The 20879-nt window shown below is 72.8% G+C and carries 18 protein-coding genes and 2 pseudogenes; 10 read left to right on the top strand and 10 right to left on the bottom strand.

Translation table 11 applies throughout. From position 1 onward, the window contains the following. Positions 1-189: 189 nt before the first annotated feature. A complete protein-coding gene (locus ACZ38L_RS21785; RefSeq protein ID WP_465696016.1) occupies positions 190-522 on the bottom strand; it encodes a hypothetical protein in 333 nt (110 codons plus the stop codon). A 765-nt stretch (positions 523-1287) separates the two neighbouring features. Between ACZ38L_RS21785 and ACZ38L_RS21780 the strand changes: the two genes are divergently transcribed. From ACZ38L_RS21780 to ACZ38L_RS21765, 4 genes are all read left to right on the top strand, one after another. Next, a complete protein-coding gene (locus ACZ38L_RS21780; protein ID WP_396562898.1) occupies positions 1288-1737 on the top strand; it encodes an SRPBCC family protein in 450 nt (149 codons plus the stop codon). A gap of 164 nt (positions 1738-1901) precedes the next feature. Continuing rightward, positions 1902-2690: an alpha/beta fold hydrolase gene (locus tag ACZ38L_RS21775; protein ID WP_465696013.1), complete on the top strand. Its 789-nt coding sequence runs from the start codon at positions 1902-1904 to the stop codon at positions 2688-2690. Next, positions 2687-3988, top strand: a complete 1302-nt coding sequence (locus ACZ38L_RS21770; RefSeq protein ID WP_465696011.1) for a cytochrome P450 — start codon at positions 2687-2689, stop codon at positions 3986-3988. The genes ACZ38L_RS21775 and ACZ38L_RS21770 overlap by 4 nt, the downstream gene beginning before the upstream one ends. A gap of 266 nt (positions 3989-4254) precedes the next feature. After that, complete coding sequence (locus tag ACZ38L_RS21765; protein ID WP_465696008.1) at positions 4255-4692, top strand: MscL family protein; 438 nt, start codon at positions 4255-4257, stop codon at positions 4690-4692. A 47-nt stretch (positions 4693-4739) separates the two neighbouring features. Here ACZ38L_RS21765 and ACZ38L_RS21760 read toward each other — a convergent pair whose 3' ends face one another. Continuing rightward, entirely contained in the window at positions 4740-5216 is a 477-nt protein-coding gene (locus ACZ38L_RS21760; RefSeq protein ID WP_465696006.1) for a MarR family winged helix-turn-helix transcriptional regulator, read from the bottom strand. A 43-nt stretch (positions 5217-5259) separates the two neighbouring features. Between ACZ38L_RS21760 and ACZ38L_RS21755 the strand changes: the two genes are divergently transcribed. Further along, entirely contained in the window at positions 5260-6189 is a 930-nt protein-coding gene (locus ACZ38L_RS21755; protein ID WP_465696002.1) for an alpha/beta hydrolase, read from the top strand. Between the two features lie 65 nt (positions 6190-6254). Here ACZ38L_RS21755 and map read toward each other — a convergent pair whose 3' ends face one another. Then, complete coding sequence (map, locus tag ACZ38L_RS21750) at positions 6255-7022, bottom strand: type I methionyl aminopeptidase (RefSeq protein ID WP_465695998.1); 768 nt, start codon at positions 7020-7022, stop codon at positions 6255-6257. Between the two features lie 62 nt (positions 7023-7084). On the opposite strand from map, the gene ACZ38L_RS21745 reads away from it, so the two are divergent. Next, positions 7085-7360, top strand: a complete 276-nt coding sequence (locus tag ACZ38L_RS21745; RefSeq protein ID WP_465695994.1) for a helix-turn-helix domain-containing protein — start codon at positions 7085-7087, stop codon at positions 7358-7360. Between the two features lie 72 nt (positions 7361-7432). Here the strand turns inward: ACZ38L_RS21745 and ACZ38L_RS21740 are convergent, their stop codons facing one another. Both ACZ38L_RS21740 and ACZ38L_RS21735 read right to left on the bottom strand, forming a co-directional pair. Next, entirely contained in the window at positions 7433-8182 is a 750-nt protein-coding gene (locus ACZ38L_RS21740; RefSeq protein WP_396562882.1) for an SDR family NAD(P)-dependent oxidoreductase, read from the bottom strand. Between the two features lie 163 nt (positions 8183-8345). Beyond that, positions 8346-8836: pseudogene (locus ACZ38L_RS21735) on the bottom strand (SDR family NAD(P)-dependent oxidoreductase); the annotation flags it as partial. Between the two features lie 248 nt (positions 8837-9084). On the opposite strand from ACZ38L_RS21735, the pseudogene ACZ38L_RS21730 reads away from it, so the two are divergent. Next, positions 9085-10101, top strand: a pseudogene (locus ACZ38L_RS21730) (LLM class flavin-dependent oxidoreductase). A 166-nt stretch (positions 10102-10267) separates the two neighbouring features. Here ACZ38L_RS21730 and ACZ38L_RS21725 read toward each other — a convergent pair. Further along, a complete protein-coding gene (locus ACZ38L_RS21725) occupies positions 10268-11224 on the bottom strand; it encodes a serine protein kinase RIO (RefSeq protein ID WP_465695988.1) in 957 nt (318 codons plus the stop codon). 259 nt (positions 11225-11483) lie between these two features. Here ACZ38L_RS21725 and ACZ38L_RS21720 point away from each other — a divergent pair, with 259 nt between their 5' ends. The 3 genes from ACZ38L_RS21720 (at position 11484) to ACZ38L_RS21710 (ending at position 14172) form a co-directional block, all read left to right on the top strand. Continuing rightward, positions 11484-12635 carry a sensor histidine kinase gene (locus ACZ38L_RS21720; RefSeq protein ID WP_465695984.1) on the top strand — a complete coding sequence of 384 codons (1152 nt, stop codon included), beginning with the start codon at positions 11484-11486 and terminating at the stop codon, positions 12633-12635. Next, positions 12623-13273, top strand: coding sequence for a response regulator (locus tag ACZ38L_RS21715; RefSeq protein ID WP_465695980.1), 651 nt, complete (start codon positions 12623-12625; stop codon positions 13271-13273). Before ACZ38L_RS21720 ends, ACZ38L_RS21715 begins: the two co-directional genes overlap by 13 nt. 116 nt (positions 13274-13389) lie before the next feature. Continuing rightward, positions 13390-14172 carry a hypothetical protein gene (locus tag ACZ38L_RS21710; protein ID WP_465695977.1) on the top strand — a complete coding sequence of 261 codons (783 nt, stop codon included), beginning with the start codon at positions 13390-13392 and terminating at the stop codon, positions 14170-14172. 67 nt (positions 14173-14239) lie between these two features. Here the strand turns inward: ACZ38L_RS21710 and ACZ38L_RS21705 are convergent, their stop codons facing one another. From ACZ38L_RS21705 to mutA, 4 genes are all read right to left on the bottom strand, one after another. After that, the gene (locus tag ACZ38L_RS21705) at positions 14240-15433 is read right to left on the bottom strand and encodes a CaiB/BaiF CoA transferase family protein (RefSeq protein ID WP_465695974.1); all 1194 of its coding nucleotides are present in this window, start codon (positions 15431-15433) and stop codon (positions 14240-14242) included. A 301-nt stretch (positions 15434-15734) separates the two neighbouring features. After that, positions 15735-16727, bottom strand: a complete 993-nt coding sequence (gene meaB, locus ACZ38L_RS21700) for a methylmalonyl Co-A mutase-associated GTPase MeaB (RefSeq protein ID WP_465695970.1) — start codon at positions 16725-16727, stop codon at positions 15735-15737. Between the two features lie 12 nt (positions 16728-16739). Further along, on the bottom strand, positions 16740-18941 hold the full coding sequence (gene scpA / locus ACZ38L_RS21695; RefSeq protein ID WP_465695965.1) for a methylmalonyl-CoA mutase: 2202 nt from the start codon (positions 18939-18941) through the stop codon (positions 16740-16742). Continuing rightward, entirely contained in the window at positions 18938-20821 is a 1884-nt protein-coding gene (mutA, locus tag ACZ38L_RS21690) for a methylmalonyl-CoA mutase small subunit (protein WP_465695961.1), read from the bottom strand. Before mutA ends, scpA begins: the two co-directional genes overlap by 4 nt. Positions 20822-20879 lie beyond the last annotated feature (58 nt).

Below are 20879 nucleotides of genomic sequence, written 5' to 3'. Positions count from 1 at the left end.
CGACAACAACCTCAAGTTCTATCCCGGTGACGGTGCGGGCCACGTCAGCGGCGGCACCCAGATGCTCCCCGGCAACGGCCTCTGGGCCGGCTTCTGATCCACCGTTCGGCCCCGCGCGTCCAGCTCAAGGGCGCGCGGGGCCTTCGCAAGTGACGGTGCGTCATGATCTCGCACCGCAGCGCGGTCCTGTCAGGTGCCGCTGGCCCACAGGGCGGCGCCGGAGCAGGTGTGGTTCCCGCCGTCGGGTGCGTAGAGAACCATGTTGCCGTCGCCCCGGAAGCACACGTAGGCGCCGTAGTTCCGATGGCCGGTCCAGCCGGTGCCGGTCTCCCACTGGAGGTAGTCGGCGCTGTTGGTGATGATGAGGTTGCCGTTGGTCGCCATGGTGAGGACGTTCGGCGACCCGGTGTTGGTCCCGGACGCCCACACCGCTGTGCCGGCGTTGTCGGAGATGACGAAGTTGCCGTCGTTCTGGCTGGCGAACATGTAGTCGCCCGAGCAGACGTAGCTCACGGCTCCCATGGACTGACCGGGCAGCAGGTAGTGCGGGGCGGGGCTGTTGCTGTTGCTGCAGTACGTCGCGGTGAGGGTCGGGGCCGCCTGGGCGACTCCGGGGTGAGGGCCACCGTCCCCACGAGGGCGAGGGCCCCGGCGGCGAGCGTCGCGGCGAAGCGGGTGCGCAACTGGCTGAGCGGCTTGATCGTGATCCAGGTCCTGGTCTCGAGGACGGGGGCGAGGCCACCCACGGGCGGGCCGATCCGCCCGCACCGCCGATGCTCCAGCGCGGCGGCCGTCCGGACATCGGGCGCGGGCCCCCAGGTTCTCTCCGGCGATACGCGTGAACACCGCTCCTGGCGAGACCCGGACCGGTCTCTCCTCGACGCGAGCCGGAACCGCGCCGAGGTCGTTGCTTCGTGGTGGTCGGTGTCACCGCGGTCCCGGTGCCGGTCGGTGCGCGGTTCGCCACCGGGAGTGGACGCGGCGGGCGGTGTCGCTCGGGGCACAGACGGTGAGCAGAGTGGCGGCACCGGCGGTGAGCGCCAGGGTGCGAGCGACGGCGGACGCCCGGTGCGCCCGGCGGCGAGCGGACATGGTTTCCGCTGAGAGCCCGGTGTGACGGGTGTGGCGTTCCGAGCGCCAGGTTCCGCAGGTTCCGGAAGGGTGCGGCAGTCTCGCGGGGGTGCGACAGCTCGACCTGCCCGGGGGCGGGTCACGAGGTGCAATGGAAGGGCCGGCGGCCGAGCGGCCGCCGGCCCGGGGCGCGGGCCGGCAGGACGGGAGAGTGCCATGGAGAAGGTTTACGAGCTGTACATCAGCACCAGCCCGGAGCGCCTGTGGACGGCGATCACCGATCCCGAGATCCGTGGTAAGTACACCTTCGGCGCCGAGGTCCGTTCCGACTGGACGGTCGGCGGGCGTTGGGAGCTCAGCTCGCCGATCACGCCCGGGCTGCTGGCCGAGGGCGAGAACATCGAGGTCGACCCGCCTTGGAGATTGGTGCAGAGCTTCGTCGCGCTCTGGAGCGAGCAGGTGCGCGCTGAGGGCAATTCCCGGGTCAGCTGGGAGATCGAGTCGGTCGTCGACTCCTGCCGGCTCACCCTCACCCATGACCACCTGCGAGAGAACGCGAACCCGGAGCTGTACGGCGGCTGGCCGATGATCCTCTCCGGGCTGAAGACCTGGCTGGAGACCGGGCGGGTGCTCACCACGCCCGGTTCGCTGCGCTACACCGCCTGACGACGCGGGCCCGGGCCGCCGGGGCCGCCCGGTCGGGCCGAGGGCGGCTCGTGCCCGTCCCGTCCTGTCCGCCCTGCTGTCTTGCCGCCGCGCCCCGCGAACCGGCAAGGTGATGACGGCCCTGCCGCCAGGGTGTTCTGACGAACGATCGGATCGGAGTCGACGTGCCTGCTCTGTCCCTCCCGCACACCCTCATCGGCAACGGCGCCCACCACGTCATCGCCGTGCACGGGTGGTTCGGCGACCGCACCTCCTACGAGCGCCTGTTGCCGGACCTCGACCTCGACTCCTTCAGCTACGCCTTCGTCGACCTGCGCGGCTACGGCGAGGCCAAGGACACGTCCGGCTCCTACACCACGCGCGAGGCCGGCGCGGACGTGGTCGCCCTCGCGAACGCGTTGGGGTGGGAGCGGTACTCACTGATCGGCCACTCCATGGGCGCGTGCGTCGTGCAGCGGGCGCTCGCCGCGGCGCCCGAGCGGGTGAGGCGCCTGGTCGGGCTCAACCCGGTGCCGGCCGGTGGTTTCGCGATGCCGCCCGAGCAGTGGGAACTCTTCTCCGGTGCGGCCGAGATCCCCCAGAACCGGCGCGCCATCATCGACTACACCACCGGTGGCGTACGCCCGGCGGCCTGGCTCGACCGGATGGTGGCGCAGTCACTGGAGCGCAGCGACGCCAAGGCCTTCCGGGCCTGGCTGGACTCCTGGGCCGGCGAGGACTTCCACGAGGAGATCGAGGGCAGTCCGCTCCCCGTGCGGGTCGTCGTCGGCGCGCTGGACCCGGCCCTGAACGCCGACGTCATGCGCGGCACCTGGCTGCGCTGGTACCCCCACGCCGACCTGGTGGAGCTGCCCTCCGCGGGCCACTACCCGGTGGAGGAGACGCCGCTGCAACTCATCGCCGCCGTGGAGGATTTCCTGCGTGCGGACGACGCGGGGGAGCGCTCCGCGTGAGTGACCCCGCCGCCGTGGGCGTACCGCCGGAGGTCTTCGATCCCCGCCGGTACGCCCACGGCATCCCCCACGACTCCTTCCGCGAACTGCGAGAGCGGCACCCCGTCGCCTGGCAGCCCGAACCCGCGCTGCTGGGCTGGCCGGGCGGCCCGGGCTTCTGGGCGGTGACCCGCCACCGCGACGTCGCCCGCGTCCTCAGGGACGCCACCCTCTTCTCCTCGCACCTGGGCGCCACCCAGATCCGCGACCCGGACCCGGCCGACCTGCCGTTCATCCGCTCGGTGATGCTCAACCAGGACCCGCCCCAGCACTCCCGGCTGCGCACGCTGGTCTCCGCCACCTTCGCGCCCAGCCGCATGGAGCGCTTCGCGGCCACGGCGCGGGCCCGCGCCGCCGCGCTCCTCCACGCGGCGCGCGGGGCCGCCCGCGATGGCGACGGCAGCGTCGACGTGGTCGCCACGGTCACCGACGACTTCGCCCTGCTCAACCTGGCCGACCTGCTCGGAGTCCCGCACAGCGACCGCGGCCTGCTGCTCGACTGGACCCGCCAGGTGATCGGGTACCAGGACCCGGACGAGGCGCCCGCGGCGCCGGTGCTGGGGGCGGACGGCACGCCCGTCGATCCGCGGTCCCCGGCACGGCTCGCCGAGATGTTCGCCTACGCGCGCGATCTGGCCCGCCACAAGCTGCGCCACCCGGGGGACGACATCATGACCAGCCTCGCCCAGGCACACGCGTCCGGGAACCCGGGCGGTTCGGGCGGCGCGCCGCTGGGGGACGCGGAGCTGGAGATGTTCTTCTTCCTCCTCACCGTCGCCGGGAACGACACGGTCCGCAGCGCTGCCCCCGGCGGCCTGCTCGCGCTCGCCCGGCACCCGGACGCGTACCGCGGTCTGCGCGACGGCGCGGTGCCGCTCGCCCCGGCCGTCGAGGAGCTGCTGCGCTGGCACCCGCCCGTCCTCAGCTTCCGTCGCACCGCCGCCCGCGACACGCACCTCGCGGGGGTGGCCATCCGCGCGGGCGACAAGGTCGTCGTCTTCCACGCCTCCGCCAACTTCGACGCCGCGGTCTTCACCGACCCCCACCGCCTCGACCTCGGCCGCGACCCGAACCCTCACCTCTCCTTCGGTACCGGCCCCCACCGGTGCCTCGGCGCCCGCTTCGCCCAGATCCAGCTCGCGGCGCTCTACCGGGAGGCCGCGATCCTCCTGCCGGCCCTCGACCTCGCCGGACCGCCGCGTCGCCTGGTCTCCAACTTCATCAACGGCATCAAGTCGCTCCCGCTCGAGCTGGCCTGAGCACATCGGTCGGGGGCCAAGGGGTCACCGGGTCAGATCCTCCGAGGCCGGAACCAGCCACCCACCCGCCGTCGGGAAACTTGGCGCCCGGCGCGCCGGGCAGCCGCCCGCCGTGGCCCCGCCGTAGCCACCGGCAGGACCGTGCGCGAGCCCGGCGGCCTCCCTGCCCGCTCCAAGGCCGACATCACCCTTCCAGACCACAGAACTTGCGGCGCCAATGACGATCACATCAGCTGGCCTTGGTGAAACCATCCAAGGAGAACGGCATGCTGAAGGGCTTCAAGAACTTCATGATGCGCGGCGACGTCGTCGTCGTGGCCGTGGGGCTGATCATCGCACTGGCCTTCAGCACCCTCATCAAGGCGTTCACCGACAGCATCATCAACCCGATCATCACCAGAGCGCAGGGCGGAAGGTCCGTCGCTCTCGGAGTCCAGCTCGGTGAGCCCGGCAACACCGCCACCTACGTGAACATCGGTGCCTTCGTCTCGGCGCTCGTCTACTTCCTCATCTTCATCGCGGTCGTCTACTTCCTCATCGTCGTCCCGTACAAGCACGTCCAGGCCCGCCGCGGAGTCACGCTGTTCAGCGACCCGACGCCGGTGAAGACGTGCCCGGCCTGCCGGTCCGAGGACCTGCCGGCGGATGCTCGCAAATGCCGGTACTGTGCCACCGATCTGGCGACGGGCGCCGGGGCCGCCTGAGATCAAGCTGATGACCCCGGCCGTGCCGGCCGGGTCGGGTGACCGCGTCAGCCCGTGGGCGTGCCGATCTGGTCGCGTTCCAGGGAGGAGCGCAGCTCGGAGAGGGCCTGAGCGGTGGCCGTCACCGGGGACGCCTCGAGTGCGCCGGTGATCAGCTCGGCCAGCCGCTCGGTGAAGGTCCCTTCCGCCGTGTCGACCAACCGCAGGCCGTCGTCGGTCAGGACCAGCAGCGACGACCGGCGGTCCGCCGGATTCGGCCGGCGGGCCACCCATCCCTGCCGTTCCAGGCGGTCGACGCCCTTGCTGGTGGCCCCGATGCCGACGGCGAACTCGGCGGCCAGGTCCGCCACCCGGGACCCGGGGTGGTCACGGAGGTGGCGCAGGAACTCGAACTGCGACGTGACGATCCCGTGCCGCTCGCGAAGTCGGTCGTTGAGCGCGTTGTACAGACGCGTCTCACAGCGGACGAGGTCGGCGAAGAAGCGCGGGAGGTCGACGGGATCGCCACTTGATTTAGATGCCACGGCATATAGTGTAGTGGAAGGTACTTACGACGGGAGCACCCGCATGAGCAAGGAACAGCGCGCCCGGATCGACGTGATGCTGCGGCAGCCCCGGCCCGAGGGCCCCCGGTCGGTCGAGGCGATCCGAGCCGGGTTCAAGGCGTTGATGGCCCAGATGATCGTGCCCGACGCCATCCGCACCACGCGGACGAAGCTCGGCGACCGACCCGCACTGCGCGTCGAGCCGGACGACGGCCCGCGCACCGGGACGATCCTGTACTTCCACGGCGGCGGCTACGTGTGCGGCTCCCCGGAGACCGCGCTGTCGCTGACGGGGCACCTCGTGGCCAGGACCGGCTTCGGGTCGTACTCGCTGGACTACCGGCTCGCCCCCGAGCACCCGTTCCCGGCCGCGATCGAAGACGCCCTGAGCGCCTACCGCGCCCTGCTCGACAGCGGTGAGGACCCCTCGGCCATCGCGTTCGCCGGGGACTCCGCCGGTGGCGGCCTCTCCGTCACCACCTGCCTCGCCGCCCGCGACGCCGGCCTCCCGCTGCCCGCCGCCATCGCGGCGTTCTCCCCCGGCCTGGACGCCACCCGGACGGGGGAGAGCATGGACGGCAAGGCGGGCGTCGACCCGTTCTTCACCCGCGAGAGCCTGGAGCACACCGGAGCCATGTACCTCGCCGGAGCCGATCCGCACCAGCCCATGCTCAGCCCGGCCGTCCTCGCCGACCTGACCGGTTTCCCGCCGATGCTCGTCCAGGCGGGCGCGAACGAGGTGCTCCTGGACGACTCCACCCGCATCGCCGCCCGGGCCCGGTCCGCCGGAGTGGACGTGATCCTCGACGTCACCGCCGACGTGCCCCATGTGTTCCAGGCCTTCGCCGGTGTCCTCGACGAGGCCGACCAGGCGCTGGACCGCGCGGCCCTCTTCCTCGCCCAGCACGTCCGCACTCCCGACGGGGCGGAGCTCCGCGCCGGGAGGCGGTGACCGCTGGTCCGTGCCTACCGAGGTGGCCGATGTCGTCCAGTCACCGGGGGCGAGCGGATCCGAGGTCAGGGCAGGGTGAGGATCCGGGGGCCGTCCTCGGTGATGGCGATGGTGTGTTCGATGTGGGCGGCCCGGCTGCCGTCGATCGTGCGCAGGGTCCATCCGTCGCGGTCGGTGCGGTAGTCGTTGCGTCCTCCGGCCATGAGCATGGGTTCGACGGCGAGGGTGAGGCCGTGGCGCAGGGGGAACCCGCGGCCGGGTCGTCCGTGGTTGGGGAGGTGGGGGGCCTCGTGCATCCGGCGGCCGATGCCGTGGCCGCCGAAGTCGGCCGGCATGCCGCAGTCGGCCTTGCGGGCGACCGTGCTGATGGCATGGGAGATGTCTCCGATGCGGTGGCCGACGGTGGCGGCGGCGATGCCGGCGTCCAGGGCCCGCTGGGTGGCGGCGATGAGTTCGAGGTCGGCGGGGCGAGGGGTGCCGACGGTGAAGCTGATCGCGGCATCGCCGGTCCAGCCGTCGAGCTCGGCTCCGCAGTCGATGCTGACCAGGTCGCCGTCGCGCAGGCGGTAACCGTCGGGGATGCCGTGCGCGACGGCGTCGTTCACGGAGGCGCAGATCACGGCGGGGAAGGGGACCGGGGCGAAGGAGGGCCGGTAGCCCAGGAACGGAGAGCGTGCCCCGGCCGTGGTCAGAACGGCCCGGGCGGCTTCGTCGAGCTCGCGCAGGCGCACTCCCACGGCTGCCGCCGCGCGGACGGCCGCGAGTGCGTTGGCCACGATGCGTCCGGCTTCCCGCATCGTCTCCAGCGCCGTGTCGGTCTTGATCTCCACCATGTGTCAGGACTCCCTGCGATGCGATACCACCCAATATCTATACCGGTATTAGTATCACGGGCATGGTGAGAGTTCCCTTGAGTCCGCAGGAGCGGCGACGCGGAGAGCGCTTCGGCGCCCTGCTCCGCCAGGCCCGCGGCGATCGCAGCATGGTGGACGTGGCGGCAGCGGCTGGGGTGTCCGCGGAAACGCTCCGCAAGATCGAGACCGGCCGGGCCCCGACTCCGGCCTTCTTCACCGTGGCAGCCCTGGCCCACGCCCTGGGGCTGTCACTCGACGACCTGGCCGCGGCCTGCGCGGAGGATGCCGACCTCGGGGCGCAGGCCATGTCGGCCTGAACGCCGGGCACGCGCCGGCGCGTCGCGGATGTCGGGCGGAGCCGGGATTCCCGGCTCCGCCGGGCCCCGGCCTCAGACCTGGCCCATGCCACCGTCGACGCACAGGTCCATGCCCGCGCAGAAGCTGCTCTCGTCGGATGCGAGGAAGAGGGCGGCAGCGGCGACTTCCTCGGGGCGTCCCATGCGCCCGAGGGGGATGGCCGATGCGAAGGCCTCCCTGATCGCGTCGGCGGCTTCCTTGGAGTCTGCCTGGCTGTCCATGATCGGGGTGTCGATCGGGCCGGGACTGAGGGTGTTGACCCGGATGCCGCGGTCCCCCAGCTCCTTGGTCCAGGTGCGGGCGTAGGAGCGCACGGCGGCTTTGGTGGCGTTGTAGGTGGTGTACTTCTCGATCCCCAGGTAGGCGGCGATCGAGCCGACGAGGATGATCGATCCGCCGTCTTCCATCAGCGGCAGCGCTCTCTGGGCCGTGAAGAGGGTGCCGCGGGCGTTGAGATCGAAGGTGCGGTCGAAGCCCTCCTCGGTGATCCGACCGAACTCCTGCGGCTTGACCAGACCCGAGTTGGCGACGACGACGTCGATCCGCCCCTTCTCCTCCGCGATGGTCCGGAAGAGGCGGTCGAGGTCGGCGGAGACGGTGACATCGCCCTGGACGGCCATGACGTTCCGGCCGATCTCGTCCCTCGCCCTGTCCAGTTCGGGCCGGCGCCGCCCGGTGATGAAGACGAAGGCGCCTTCCTCCACGAACCTCCGCGCGATGGCGAATCCGATACCGCTGTTGCCGCCGGTGACGAGGGCGACCTTGCCGTCCAGCCTGTTCATGGCCGTGACCCTTCATGCGTGAATCGTGCGAGCTCTGCCGGCGGATCCCCGTAGGTGTTCCGGCCGCTCCGGATTCTCATTCGGCGATGAGGTCGTACACGGTGTTGCCCATGGGCGTCGCCCTCTCTCAGGGTAGGCGACTGGCGACCCCGGCGCCCGTCCCCTGGTCCAGGGTCGCGCCGTCGAAGCGTGCCCGCGGGGATCGAGGTGGCCGAGGGTGCCCAGGGTGCTGGCGACGACGATCAACCGTCCGCCGGGCCGCATCACCGGGGCGAAGGAGCGCAGCACGGCGTGGGTGCCGCTGTTGGCGACGTCGATGAACTGGTCGGCCTGCTCGGACTGCGGCCGGTCGGGGGCGAGGCGGGCGGCGGCGTTGGAGATCACGATGTCGGCCCCGCCGTGGCGCTCGCGCAGCTCGGCGGCGAGTGCGGCGACCGCGTCGGCGTCGGTGACGTCGAGTCCCCGGCCCTCGACCCGGCTCCGGGTCCCGGATGCGTGCGCGACCTGGGCGGTGGCCTCGGCGACCCGCCGGTTGTCGCGGCCGGTGAGCAGGACCAGGTCGGCCGGGTCGGTCCGGGCGGCCAGGCCCTCGACGAGTGCGCGGCCCAGGCCCTGGTCGGCGCCGGTGACGAGGGCGATGCGTGGTGCGTTCATGGCTCCACGCCAGGGACTTTCCAGTCATGCGACCGACGAAAGTCACGCACCGCTGGTATGCGCAGATGTCATGGAATTCACGGGGGCCCCGTTGACCGCGCGGCGGGTCCCGCGCGCGGTGGCCGGGGGCTGACGGTGGCACCTTCGACCTCCGCCGTCCCCGCCGACCGCCGCCTCGGCTGCAGTCGGCTGCCGGGCGCACCCGCCCGGTGTGCGCCCGGCCGTTGCGCGGACGATGGAGGAACGCTGTGCCGCCGACCTCGGAGCCACTGCGGAAGTTGGGCTTCCTGACGATCGGGCTGTCCGAGGAGGACGACCCCCGACGGGGTCACGAGGCGACGCTCGACCTCATCGACCTGGGCGAGCAACTCGGCTTCGGCAGCGCCTGGGTGCGCCATCGTCACCTGCAGTACGGCATCTCCTCCCCGGTGGCCGTCCTGGCGGCGGCCTCGCAGCGCACCAGCCGGATCAGTCTGGGCACGGCGGTCATACCTCTGGGCTGGGAGAACCCGCTGCGGCTGGCCGAGGACCTGGCGACGGTCGACATCCTCTCCGGCGGCCGCCTCAACCCGGGTGTCAGCGTGGGACCGCCGACTCACTACGACCGGTCAAGAACGCGCTCTACCCCGACACCGGCGAGAACGAGGACTTCGGCTACGACCGGGTCCGGCGGCTGCTGGACTTCGTCCGCGGCGAGCCGGCCAGCGACTTCGACGGGACCGAGGGCATCGAGGTGTTCTCGAGGCGGGTGCAGCCGCACGCTCCGGGGCTGGCGGCCCGTCTGTGGTACGGCGGCGCCAGCCTGCGGTCGGCTCGGTGGGCCGGTGAGCACGGGATGAACCTCCTGACCAGCAGCGTGGTGAGGGCCGAGGAGTCCGAGGACTTCGCCGAGATCCAGTTGTCGCACATCAGGACGTTCCGGGCCCACCACCCCGAGGGCGACCGCGCCCGGGTCTCCCAGGGCCTCGTGGTCATCCCACGACACCGCCACGCGGGAGCAGCGGGCCAAGTACGCGCAGTACGCACGCCGGCGGGTACCGCGTACCGCCGCGCCGCAGGGGCCGGCCCGCCTGATGTACGCCCCCGACCTGGTCGGCGGCTCCGCGGAGATCGCCGAACGGCTCTACTCCCACGCGGCCTTCCGCGAGGTCGACGAGGTCGCCTTCGCGCCGCCCTTCACGTTCGACCGCGACGACTACGTCCAGATCCTCACGGACATCGCCACCAGGCTCGGACCCGCGCTGGGCTGGCGACCGGCGGCCTGACCCACGGTGCCGTCGAGCCGGGAGAACCGACCGCGGCACGACGAGCTCCGGTGAGCGCACCGACCGCGCCGAGCCGGCCGCCGCCCCGGGGCGTGGTGGACCGACCGACCGGGCCGCCGGGACGGGAGCGGCGGCCCGACCCGGCGGCCCGCCGGCCGGCGGCGCCTCAGTCCAACCGGGCCTCGAAGGCCAGCTCCCGGGACAACTCGTCGACCCGGGCGGTGGGCAGACCGCGGGCGACGAACCAGGCACCGACGTTGCGCACGTCGCGCTCCAGGAAGGCGCGTCCGCGCGGATTGGCGACCACGTCGACGATCTGCGGCACGTCGATGATCACCAGCCGGCCCCGGTGGACCAGGATGTTGTAGGCGGAGAGGTCGCCGTGCGCGTACCCGTCCCGGGCCAACGACACGAGCGCGGCGCCGAGTTGCTCCCAGAGGTCGGCCAGGTCGGCCTCCTCGGGCCGGACCTGGGCCAGCCGCGGCGCCGCGGTACCGGACTCGTCACCGATGAACTCCATCAGGATCTCGGTGCCGAGGATCTGCACCGGGTAGGGCACCGCCACCCCCGCTGACCAGAGCCGGCAGAGCGCGGCGAACTCGGCCGCCGCCCACTGGCCGGCGATCGCCTGCTTGCCGAACTCGGTCCGTTTGGCCATCGCCCGGCTGACCCGGGACTCCTTGTGGCTGCGACCCTCCAGGTAGCCGGAGTCGCGGTGGAACATCCGGTGCCGGCCGTCGCGGTAGCGCTTGGCGGCCAGCAGGGTACGGCGGTCGGTGCCGGGCACGGCGCGCTCCAGTAGGAAGACGTCCGCCTCCTTGCCGGTCTTCAGGATGCCGAACTCGGTGTCGACCGCGGCGAGTTCGGTCACCACCCAGTCCGGGCGCGGCTCGGGGCCCTTCTCGGTCGGGGTGGACTGGTCCCAGATGGACCAGCGGTCGCCCTCCGGCGGGCCGTCGGAGGACTGGCCGGGGACGAGGTCGCCAGCACCGTCCCAGTCGGGCTGGTGGTCGGCGTGGTCGGTGAACGCCTGCTCGTGGGCGTCGTCGTCGAAACCGCGCCTACCGCCGCCCTTGGTGCGGATGCGGGCGAAGGACTCGTGGTCGTTGAAGTGCTTGGGCACTGCGGTGATCTCCTGCGGGAGGGCCCGCCGGAGGGTGCGTCAGCGCACGGAACGTCAGCCGGCAGGCAGGGGATGGGGGGAAGCGTCGTAGGGCGCGCAGACGAGAGCGCGCCGCGTCACAGCGGCGACCATCGGTCAGCACCTCCCTCACGAGAAGATCCTCGGCAGCCCAGCCGGGCAGGAACCCGACCGATCGTATCGGTTCGGCCGTGGCGCGCAAACGATTTATTCTGGCTGATGCCGGTCGTACTGTATGGACGTGCATCGGCAGCCTTCTCCCGGCTCGGGGCTCCAGCGAGCCCGGTCGTTCCTGATCCTGGCCACCGGCCTCTACCGGGCGAGCCATCTGACCGGCGGTCTGCTCGCCGTCGCCGAGCACGAGCGGAGCCGGCCCGGGGCCTGGACGGTCCTCGGCGCCGCGGTGGTCTGCAGCTTCCTGGTACACGGGCGGGCGCTGCGCGACGGCGCCCTCGACGAGCGGCTGGTCTGGCTGGACGTGCTGGTCAGCGGCTGCCTGCTGCCGTTCGCGGCGGTCGGCTGGAGCTCCGCCGGGGCAACCCCGGCCCAGGCCGCCTGGGTACTGCTGCTCGGTGGCTCGGCGGGCGCCACGGCGGCCGTCGCCGGCTCCGGGCGCCGGGCGCTCGGCGCGGTCCTGCTGCTGGCTGCCGTTCATCTCTGCTGGCATCAAATGGTTCACTCGGGTCCGGCCGTCCTCGCCGGCGACCTCAACGCGCTGGCCTCCTCGGCCGTGCTCGCCCGGGTCTTCTGGTGGTACCTGCGCCGCCAGGGCCGGCTGCTCGACGCCGCCACCCGGCGCGCGCTGGCCGCCGAGGCCGAACGGGCCCGGTACGCCGAGCGGCTGGACCACCACCGGGCCCTGCACGACACCGTGCTGGCCACTCTCACCGTGATCGCGGCCGGCGGGGTGGACGCCAACACCGCCCCGGTACGCGAGCGCTGCGCCCGCGACGCCGCCTACCTGCGCCGGCTGATCCAGCGCGGCACCGAGCCCGGTGGCCGCCCCGAGATCGGCGCGGCCCTGGAGCAGGTGGTCCGTTCCGTCGAGGAGCTGGGCCTCACGGTCACCGCCCAGTACCGGGCGCTGCCCGAGCTCCCCGGTGAGGTGGCCGGCGCGCTGGCCGCCGCGGCCGGTGAGGCGCTCACCAACGTGCTGCGGCACGCCGGCACCCGCCGCGCCCACCTCACCGCCACCGGCACCGGCACCGGCACCGCGGACGGAATCCGGATCACCGTGGCCGACCAGGGCACGGGCTTCGATCCGGCTCGCACCCACCCCGGCTTCGGCCTGCGCCGCTCGGTGCACGCCCGGTTGCGCGAGGCCGGCGGACGGGCCGCGGTGGACAGCGCGCCGGGCGAGGGCACCTGTGTGGAGCTGCGGTGGCCGGCGTGATCACGGTCGCGGTGGTGGACGACGACCGGATGCTGTTGGACGGGATGCGCTGCTGGCTGCGCCAGGAGCCCGAGGTGGCAGTGGTCGCGGTCGCGGCCACGGTACCGGAGTTGCTCGCAGACACGGCCGGCGGGCCCCGCGCCCACCCCGCCGCCGTGGTGCTGCTCGACCTGGTGTTGCGGGACGGCTCGCTCCCGGCCGACAACATCCGCCGGCTGCGCGCGGCCGGCAGCCGGGTCCTGGTGATCAGCACCGTGCCCGACCGGCACCGGATCCTCGCGGCCCTGGCCGCCGGCGCCGACGGCTACCTCACGAAGGACAACGACCTGCCCACCCTGGTCACCGCGATCAGACAGATCGCCACCGACGGCGGCGCGCACTCGCCCGAGCTGGCCTTCGCCTGCGCGCACGACGACCGGCCCGAGCGGCCCCAACTCGCCCCGCGCGAACTCCAGGTGCTGCTCGACTACGCCTCCGGGCTCACCCTCAAGTCCGCCGCCCGCCGGGCCGGCATCACCCCGAACACCGCCAAGGACTACCTGGACCGGGTCAAGGCCAAGTACCAGCGGGTGGGTCGCCCCACGTACACCAAGACCGACCTGGCCCGCCGGGTCCGCGAGGACGGGCTGGATCCCTGACCGCCGGCGGCGGGCGCCGGCCGGCGGGCACCCGGGCAAGCCCCCCGAACGGGTGGCGGCGGGGGATCGGGCGGTGCCGCTACCGTCGCGCTCAGCCGAGAGAAAGTGAGAGGTGCATGAAGTCCATCGGTATGTGGCTGGCCCGCCTGTTGTCCGCGCTCACCCTGGTGGCCGGTGGGGTCGTCTTCTTCGCCGGTGCCGCGCAGGCCGCCACCATCTGCGGCAGTGTCCAGGTGCCGCCGGGCCAGGTGATCGTCTCGGAGACACTGACCAACAGCTGTACCGGCGGCTACCTGACCGAGACCATCCAGCCCCCGTCCAACGGGCTGCAGATCTGCGAGAACGGCCCGGTTCCCAGCCCGTACGTGATCACCTCGACCTACACCACCAACAGCTGCGGCCCCTACCAGACCGGCCGGATCAACACGGTCTACAACGGCATCCAGATCTGCGGCAACTCCAACGGATCCATCCCCAACGGGTACGTGATCACCAGTGAGGGCCCGAACAGCACCTGTGCCCAGTGGTACGCCGAGGTGCTCCACGTCGCGGGCAACGGCAGCCAGATCTGCGGCAACTCGCCGATCCCGGCGGGCTACGTGATCACCGCCAACTACCAGTTCGGGCCCTGCGGCATCTACCTGGGCGGCAACATCAACACCGCTTCCAACGGCATGCAGTTCTGCGGCAACTCGCCGATCCCGGCGGGCTACGTGATCACCGCCAACTACCAGATCGCGTCCTGTGGCCTCTACCTGGGCGGCCGGCTGAACACCGTCTACAACGGCATCACCGCCTGCGCCGACTCCCCGACGCCGGCCGGCTACTGGATCGCGGCCAACGGCATCCAGAACGCCAGCTGCGGGATGTACCTGGCCGAGGTCCTGCGCGACAGCTGAGGCAGCGCACCCGGTCGGGCCGCGCGCCCCGGTCCCCGCCCCGGCGGGTGACCGGGGCGCCGTGCCGCTAGTCGGCCGGCCCCAGCGCACCGGCCGTGCGCAGTTGGGCGATCCGGGCCGGTGGGTAACCGAGCGAGGCCAGCACGGCCGTGGTGTGCTCACCCAGCGCCGGCACCGGGCCCATCGGCAGCTCGAGCCCCGCGAAGCCGAACGGCGGCAGCAGTCCGCGGACTTCGCCCGCCGGGGTGGCCACCGGCCGCCAGCGGTCCCGGGCGGCCAGCTGCGCATGCCGCAGCAGGTCGCCGACGTCGTTCAACCGGGCGCAGGCGATGGCCAGTTCGTCCAGCAGGCGGAGCGCCTCGGCCGCCGTCATGGTCGCGGTCCGCCCACCCACCATCGCGTCCACCAGCCGGCGCCGCCGTACCCGGGCCACGTTGGTCGCCCACTGCGGATCGTCGGCCAGCTCCGGGCGGTTCAGGAATCCCGCGGCGAACCGGGCCCACTCCCGGTCGTTCTGAATGCCGATCAGTACCTCCTGGCCGTCGGCGGTCGGATAGGCGTCGTAGGGTGCGATCGCCGGGTGGGACAGGCCGGCCCGCTCCGGCGTGCGGCCGGTCGCCTGGGTGTGGTGCAGCTGGTAGCCCAGCCATTCGGCGGTCGCCTCGAACATCGCGACCTCCACGGCGCTGCCCACCCCGGTCCTGGCCCGGCCGACCAGCGCGGCCAGCGTGCCCGACAGCGCGTACATGCCCGCCGCGATGTCCGAGGTCGGCACGCCGGTCTTGGCCGGCCGGTCCGGCGGCCCGGTCACCGAGGCGAGGCCGGTCTCGCACTGGATCAGCATGTCGTAGGCCCGCCGGTCCTGGTACGGGCCGCCGGTGCCGTAGCCGGAGAGGTCCACCGTGACCAGGCGCGGGTGACGGGTCCGCAGCGTCCCGGCGTCGAAGCCGAGCCGGGCCGCGGCGCCGGGCGACAGGTTCTGCACGAAGACGTCGGCGCCGGCCACCAGGTCGGCGAGCACCGTCCGGCCGGCCGGCGTCCCGAGGTCCAGGGTGATCGACTCCTTGCCCCGGTTCAACCAGACGAAGTGGCTGGCCAGACCGCCCACGCTGTGGTCGTAGGCCCGCGCGAAGTCCCCGCCGTCCGGCCGCTCCACCTTGACCACCCGGGCTCCCAGGTCGGCCAGGTGCCGGGTCGCCAACGGCGCGGCAACCGCCTGCTCCAGCGCGACCACGGTGACCCCGGCCAGCGGCAGCTCCATGCCCGCCCTCCCGCTCCTCGCTCCGACGGTTCCCCGCAGCCCTACCCCGCCGGGCGCCCGGTCACTCCGCGGCGCGGCCGCCGGGAAGGTCGACCACCGCCGGTGCCAGCCCTCGTCCGGAACACCCCCGCGTCGCCCTCAGCCGACCGGCGCCGGGTGCTGGATGACTGCGAGCGGGTGACCCGGCGCGGAATCTTCGCACGCGAACCGCCCGCCCGGGGGCACCTCCCCGCCGAGGACCGGGGGAGGGGCCCCGTCGGGGAGGCGCGTCGTGGTGAGGGCCGGCGTGCGGAGGAACGCGTCAGGGGAGTGCGCGGAAGCCGGCCAGGATGCGCTGGGCGGCCAGTGTCGCGGTCAGCCTGCCGTCCCGGACCTGTTGCTCCAACTCCGGTGTGATGCGCCGGACTTCGGGGTGTTCGCGGAGTTGGGCGAGGAGCTGGTCGTGGACCATCGCCCAGGTCCAGTCGACCTGCTGGCTGCGGCGCTTGGCGGTCAGCGAGCCGGTGGCGTCGAGGAGCCGGCGGTGCTGCTCGAGGCGTTCCCACACGGTGTCGAGGCCGGTGCCGTCGCGGCCGCTGCAGGTGAGCACCGGCGGGGTCCAGGCCGCGTCCGGGGCCTGGAGCAACCGCAGCGCGCCGGCCAACTCCCGTGCCGCGGCGCGGGCGTCGGTCTCGTGCGGGCCGTCCGCCTTGTTGACGGCGACCAGGTCGGCCAGTTCCAGGACGCCCTTCTTGATGCCCTGGAGCTGGTCGCCGGTTCGGGCCAGGGTGAGCAGCAGGAAGGAGTCGACCATGTTGGCCACCGTGGTCTCCGACTGCCCGACGCCCACCGTCTCCACCAGGACGACGTCGTAACCGGCGGCCTCCATCACGACCATGGACTCCCGGGTGGCGCGGGCCACCCCGCCCAGCGTGCCGGAGGTGGGGGAGGGGCGGACGAAGGCGTTCGGGTCGACGGCGAGCTTCTCCATCCGGGTCTTGTCGCCCAGGATGGAGCCGCCGGTGCGGCTGGAGGTCGGGTCGACGGCGAGCACCGCGACCCGGTGGCCGCGGCCGGTGAGCATGGTGCCGAGTGCTTCGATGAAGGTCGACTTGCCCACGCCGGGCACGCCGGTGATGCCGACCCGAACCGCCCGGCCGGAGTGCGGCAGCAGGTCGACCAGCAGCCGCTGGGCCAGTTCGCGGTGGTCGGGCCGGGTGGACTCAACGAGGGTGATGGCTCGCGCGATCCAGGCGCGCGAGCCATCCAGCACACCCTGCCGGTAACGGTCGAGATCGATCGTCCGAGGTGCCATCGGTTCAGCGGCTCACAACTCGTGGCCGAGGTCGGCGGCGAGCGTCCTCAGCAGGTCGTGGGCCGCGTCCGGGATGACCGTGCCGGGCGGGAAGACCGCGGCGGCGCCGGCCTCGTACAGCGCGTCGAAGTCCTGCGGCGGGATGACGCCACCGACCACGATGGTGATGTCCTCCCGCCCGGCCTCGGCGAGTTCGCTGCGCAGCGCCGGCACCAGGGTCAGGTGCCCGGCGGCGAGCGAGGAGACGCCGACGATGTGCACGTCGGCCTCCACCGCCTGACGCGCCACCTCGGCGGGGGTCTGGAAGAGCGGTCCGACGTCGACGGTGAAGCCGAGGTCGGCGAAGGCCGTGGCGATCACCTTCTGGCCGCGGTCGTGCCCGTCCTGGCCCATCTTCGCGACCAGGATGCGCGGGCGCCGGCCCTCGGCCTCCTCGAATCTCTCGACCAGCTCGCGGGTGCGCTGCACGCCCTCGGACGGTCCTGCCTCGTCTCGGTACACACCGGAGATGGTACGGATCTGGCCGGAGTGCCGCCCGTACACCTTCTCCAGGGCGTCGGAGATCTCGCCGACGGTCGCCTTGGCCCGGGCGGCGTCCACCGCGAGGGCGAGCAGGTTGCCCTCCAGCGAACCGCCGCCCCGCGGGCCGGACTCGGCCGCGGCGGTCAGCGCGCGCAACGCGTCCTGGCAGACGGCCTCGTCGCGCTCGGCCCGCAGCCGCCGCAGCTTCTCGACCTGCTGGGCACGGACCGAGGAGTTGTCGACCTTGAGCACGTCGATCTGCTCGTCGTTGGCGACCCGGTACTTGTTGACGCCGATCACCGGCTGGCGGCCGGAGTCGATCCGCGCCTGGGTACGGGCGGCGGCCTCCTCCACGCGCAGCTTCGGGATGCCCGCGTCGATCGCCTTGGCCATGCCGCCGGCCGCCTCCACCTCCTGGATGTGCTGCCAGGTACGGCGGGCCAGGTCGTGGGTGAGCTTCTCGACGTACGCGCTGCCGCCCCACGGGTCGATCACCCGGCAGGTGCCCGACTCCTGCTGGAGCATCAGCTGGGTGTTGCGGGCGATCCGCGCCGAGAAGTCGGTCGGCAGGGCCAGCGCCTCGTCGAGGGCGTTGGTGTGCAGCGACTGGGTGTGGCCCTGGGTGGCGGCCATCGCCTCCACGCAGGTGCGGGTGACGTTGTTGAAGACGTCCTGCGCGGTGAGCGACCAGCCGGAGGTCTGCGAATGGGTGCGCAGTGAGAGCGACTTGGTGTTCTTCGGGTCGAACTGGCCGACCAGCTTGGCCCACAGCAGGCGGGCCGCCCGCAGCTTGGCGATCTCCATGAAGAAGTTCATGCCGATCGCCCAGAAGAACGACAGCCGGGGTGCGAAGGCGTCCACGTCCAGGCCCGCGCCGAGGCCGGCCCGCAGGTACTCCACGCCGTCGGCCAGGGTGTAGGCCAGCTCCAGGTCGGCCGTGGCACCGGCCTCCTGGATGTGGTAGCCGGAGATGGAGATCGAGTTGTAGCGCGGCATCCGCTGCGAGGTGTAGGCGAAGATGTCGGAGATGATCCGCATCGACGGCTGCGGCGGATAGATGTAGGTGTTGCGGACCATGAACTCCTTGAGGATGTCGTTCTGGATGGTCCCCGCCAGCTTCTCGGGCGGCACCCCCTGCTCCTCCGCCGCCACGATGTACAGCGCCAGCACCGGCAGCACCGCGCCGTTCATGGTCATCGACACCGACATCCGGTCCAGCGGGATGCCGTCGAAGAGCTGGCGCATGTCGTAGATCGAGTCGATGGCCACGCCCGCCATGCCGACGTCACCGGTCACCCGCGGGTGGTCGCTGTCGTAGCCGCGGTGGGTCGGCAGGTCGAAGGCGACCGACAGGCCCTTCTGGCCGGCGGCCAGGTTGCGGCGGTAGAAGGCGTTGGACTCCTCGGCGGTGGAGAACCCCGCGTACTGGCGGACCGTCCACGGCTGGTTGACGTACATCGTCGGGTACGGTCCGCGCAGGTACGGCGCGACGCCCGGGTAGGTGCCCAGGAAGTCCAGTCCGGCCAGGTCCTCACCGGTGTACAGCGGCTTGACGCCGATGCCCTCCGGGGTCTCCCAGAGCTGCTCCTCGACGTCCCGGCCGGTGGCCTGCCGCCAGGCGGACCGCCACCGCTCGCCGCTGACCTCGGCGGGGTCCCCGTCCAGGCCGATGGTGGTGAAGTCGGGGATCATCCCGCCGCTCCGATCTCGTCGAGGAGGGTGGAGAGGACCGCGACCGCGTCGCAGCCCGCGAAGACGAACTCGTCGACGCCCGCGCGCCGGTACGCCTCGCCCAGCTCTCCCGGTCGTCCCGCCAGCAGCACCTTCGCGGCGCCGGCGGCCTTCAGCGCCTTGGCGACGGCCTCGGCGTGTTCCGCGTACTGCTGGTCGCCGGAGCACAGGCAGGCGACGGTCGCCCCGCTCGCGGCGAAGGCCTCGGCCAGCGCGGCCGCCTCGACGCCCTCGGCGGCGACGGTCTCGATGCCGCCGGCCTGGAAGAGGTTGGCGGCGAAGGTCGAACGGGCGGTGTGCACGGCCGCCGAGCCGATCGAGGCCAGGAGGAGCCGAGGCCGGGCGCCGGTCGCGGCCAGCCGCGCGTCCGAGCGGGCGCGCAGCGCCTCGTACGCCTGGGCGCGGCGCACCCGGGGCAGGCCGCCGCCGAGCGGCGCCGGTGCGGGCTCGCGGACCAGCGGCTGCTCACCGAGGTTGGGGAACTCGCTGACGCCGGTGACCGGCTCGCGCCGCTTGGCCAGCGCGACCGAGCGCTTCGCCCAGGTCTCGGCGATCCGCTCGCCGATCAGCCCGGAGTCGAGGGCCGCCCGCTGGCCGCCGGCCCGCTCGATCTCCTGGAACCAGCCCCAGGCGGCGTGCGCCAGCTCGTCGGTGAGCCGCTCCACGTACCAGGAGCCGCCGGCCGGGTCCACCACCCGGGCCAGGTGCGACTCCTCCAGCAGGATCGACTGGGTGTTGCGGGCGATCCGGCGGGCGAAGGCGTCCGGCAGGCCGACGGCCTCGTCGAAGGGGAGCACGGTGACGGAGTCCGCGCCGCCCACCCCGGCGGCCAGGCAGGCCACCGTGGTGCGCAGCATGTTCACCCACGGGTCGCGCTCGGTCATCATCACGCTGGAGGTCACCGCGTGCTGGCGCTGCGCCGCCGCCTCGGCCGGGGCACCGCAGGCCTGCACCACCCGGGCCCAGAGCCGGCGGGCGGCGCGGAACTTGGCGATGGTGAGGAACTGGTCCTCGGTGGCGGCGTAGCGGAACTCCAGCTGTCCGGCGGCCGCGTCCACGGACAGCCCGGCGGCGGTCAGCAGGCGCAGGTAGGCCACGCCGGTGGCCAGCGAGCAGCCGAGTTCCTGGGCGGCCGAGGCGCCGGCGTCGTGGTAGGCCAGCGAGTCGACGGTGAGCGCGCGCAGCCCGGGGTACGTCCGGGCGCAGCGCGCCGCCAGCTCGGCGGCCTCCGCGAGGTGGGCCGAGGTGGCCTCGGCCTCGCCGGTGCGGGCGAGCAGGGCCAGCGGGTCCGCGCCGAGGTTGCCCGCGGCCGCCTCGGCCGGGACGCCGCGCTCGGTCAGGAGGGCGAGCAAGCGCTCGGCGGCGGGAGTGAAGTCGGCGCCGGCGTCGAGCACCACGGCGGCCAGGTCGAGGTACACGCCGTCCAGGGCGGCCGGCAGGTCGGCGACCGGCAGGCCCGCCGCGCCGACCGTCAGCCAGAGGGAGGTGCCCCCGTTCGCCAGGTCGGCCAGCATCGCCTCGTTGGTGCGTCGGGGATCCGGGTCGGCGTGCCGCTGCCGGATGTCCCAGCCCGCGATGGCCGAGCCCTCCGGGCGGCCGCCTCGCACGAACGGCGGGAAGCCGGGGTAGCCGGCATCGGCCGGGGCGTCCTCGGCGGTGTACAGCGGACGGGCGCGCAGGCCGTCCTGGAGCTGAGTGGTGAGCGCCTCCTCGGCGTCCGTGCCGGTCACGTTCTGCGCACCTGACTTGCGCAGCACGCCTTCGACAAGACGCTGCCACTGCTCACGGGTTGCATCCGGGAACTCGGCGGCCAGAGGAAGCCCTTCGGGCAGGACCGTCATGGGGGAAGGTTAATGCGGGTGAGCAGGGCCGCAGCAGACCCCTACGGTGTGACGTTTC

The organism is Kitasatospora sp. NPDC024654 (assembly GCF_055559155.1).
The sequence above is the reverse complement of the archived record's forward strand: the minus strand, read 5'-3'. Positions and strand labels throughout refer to the sequence as shown.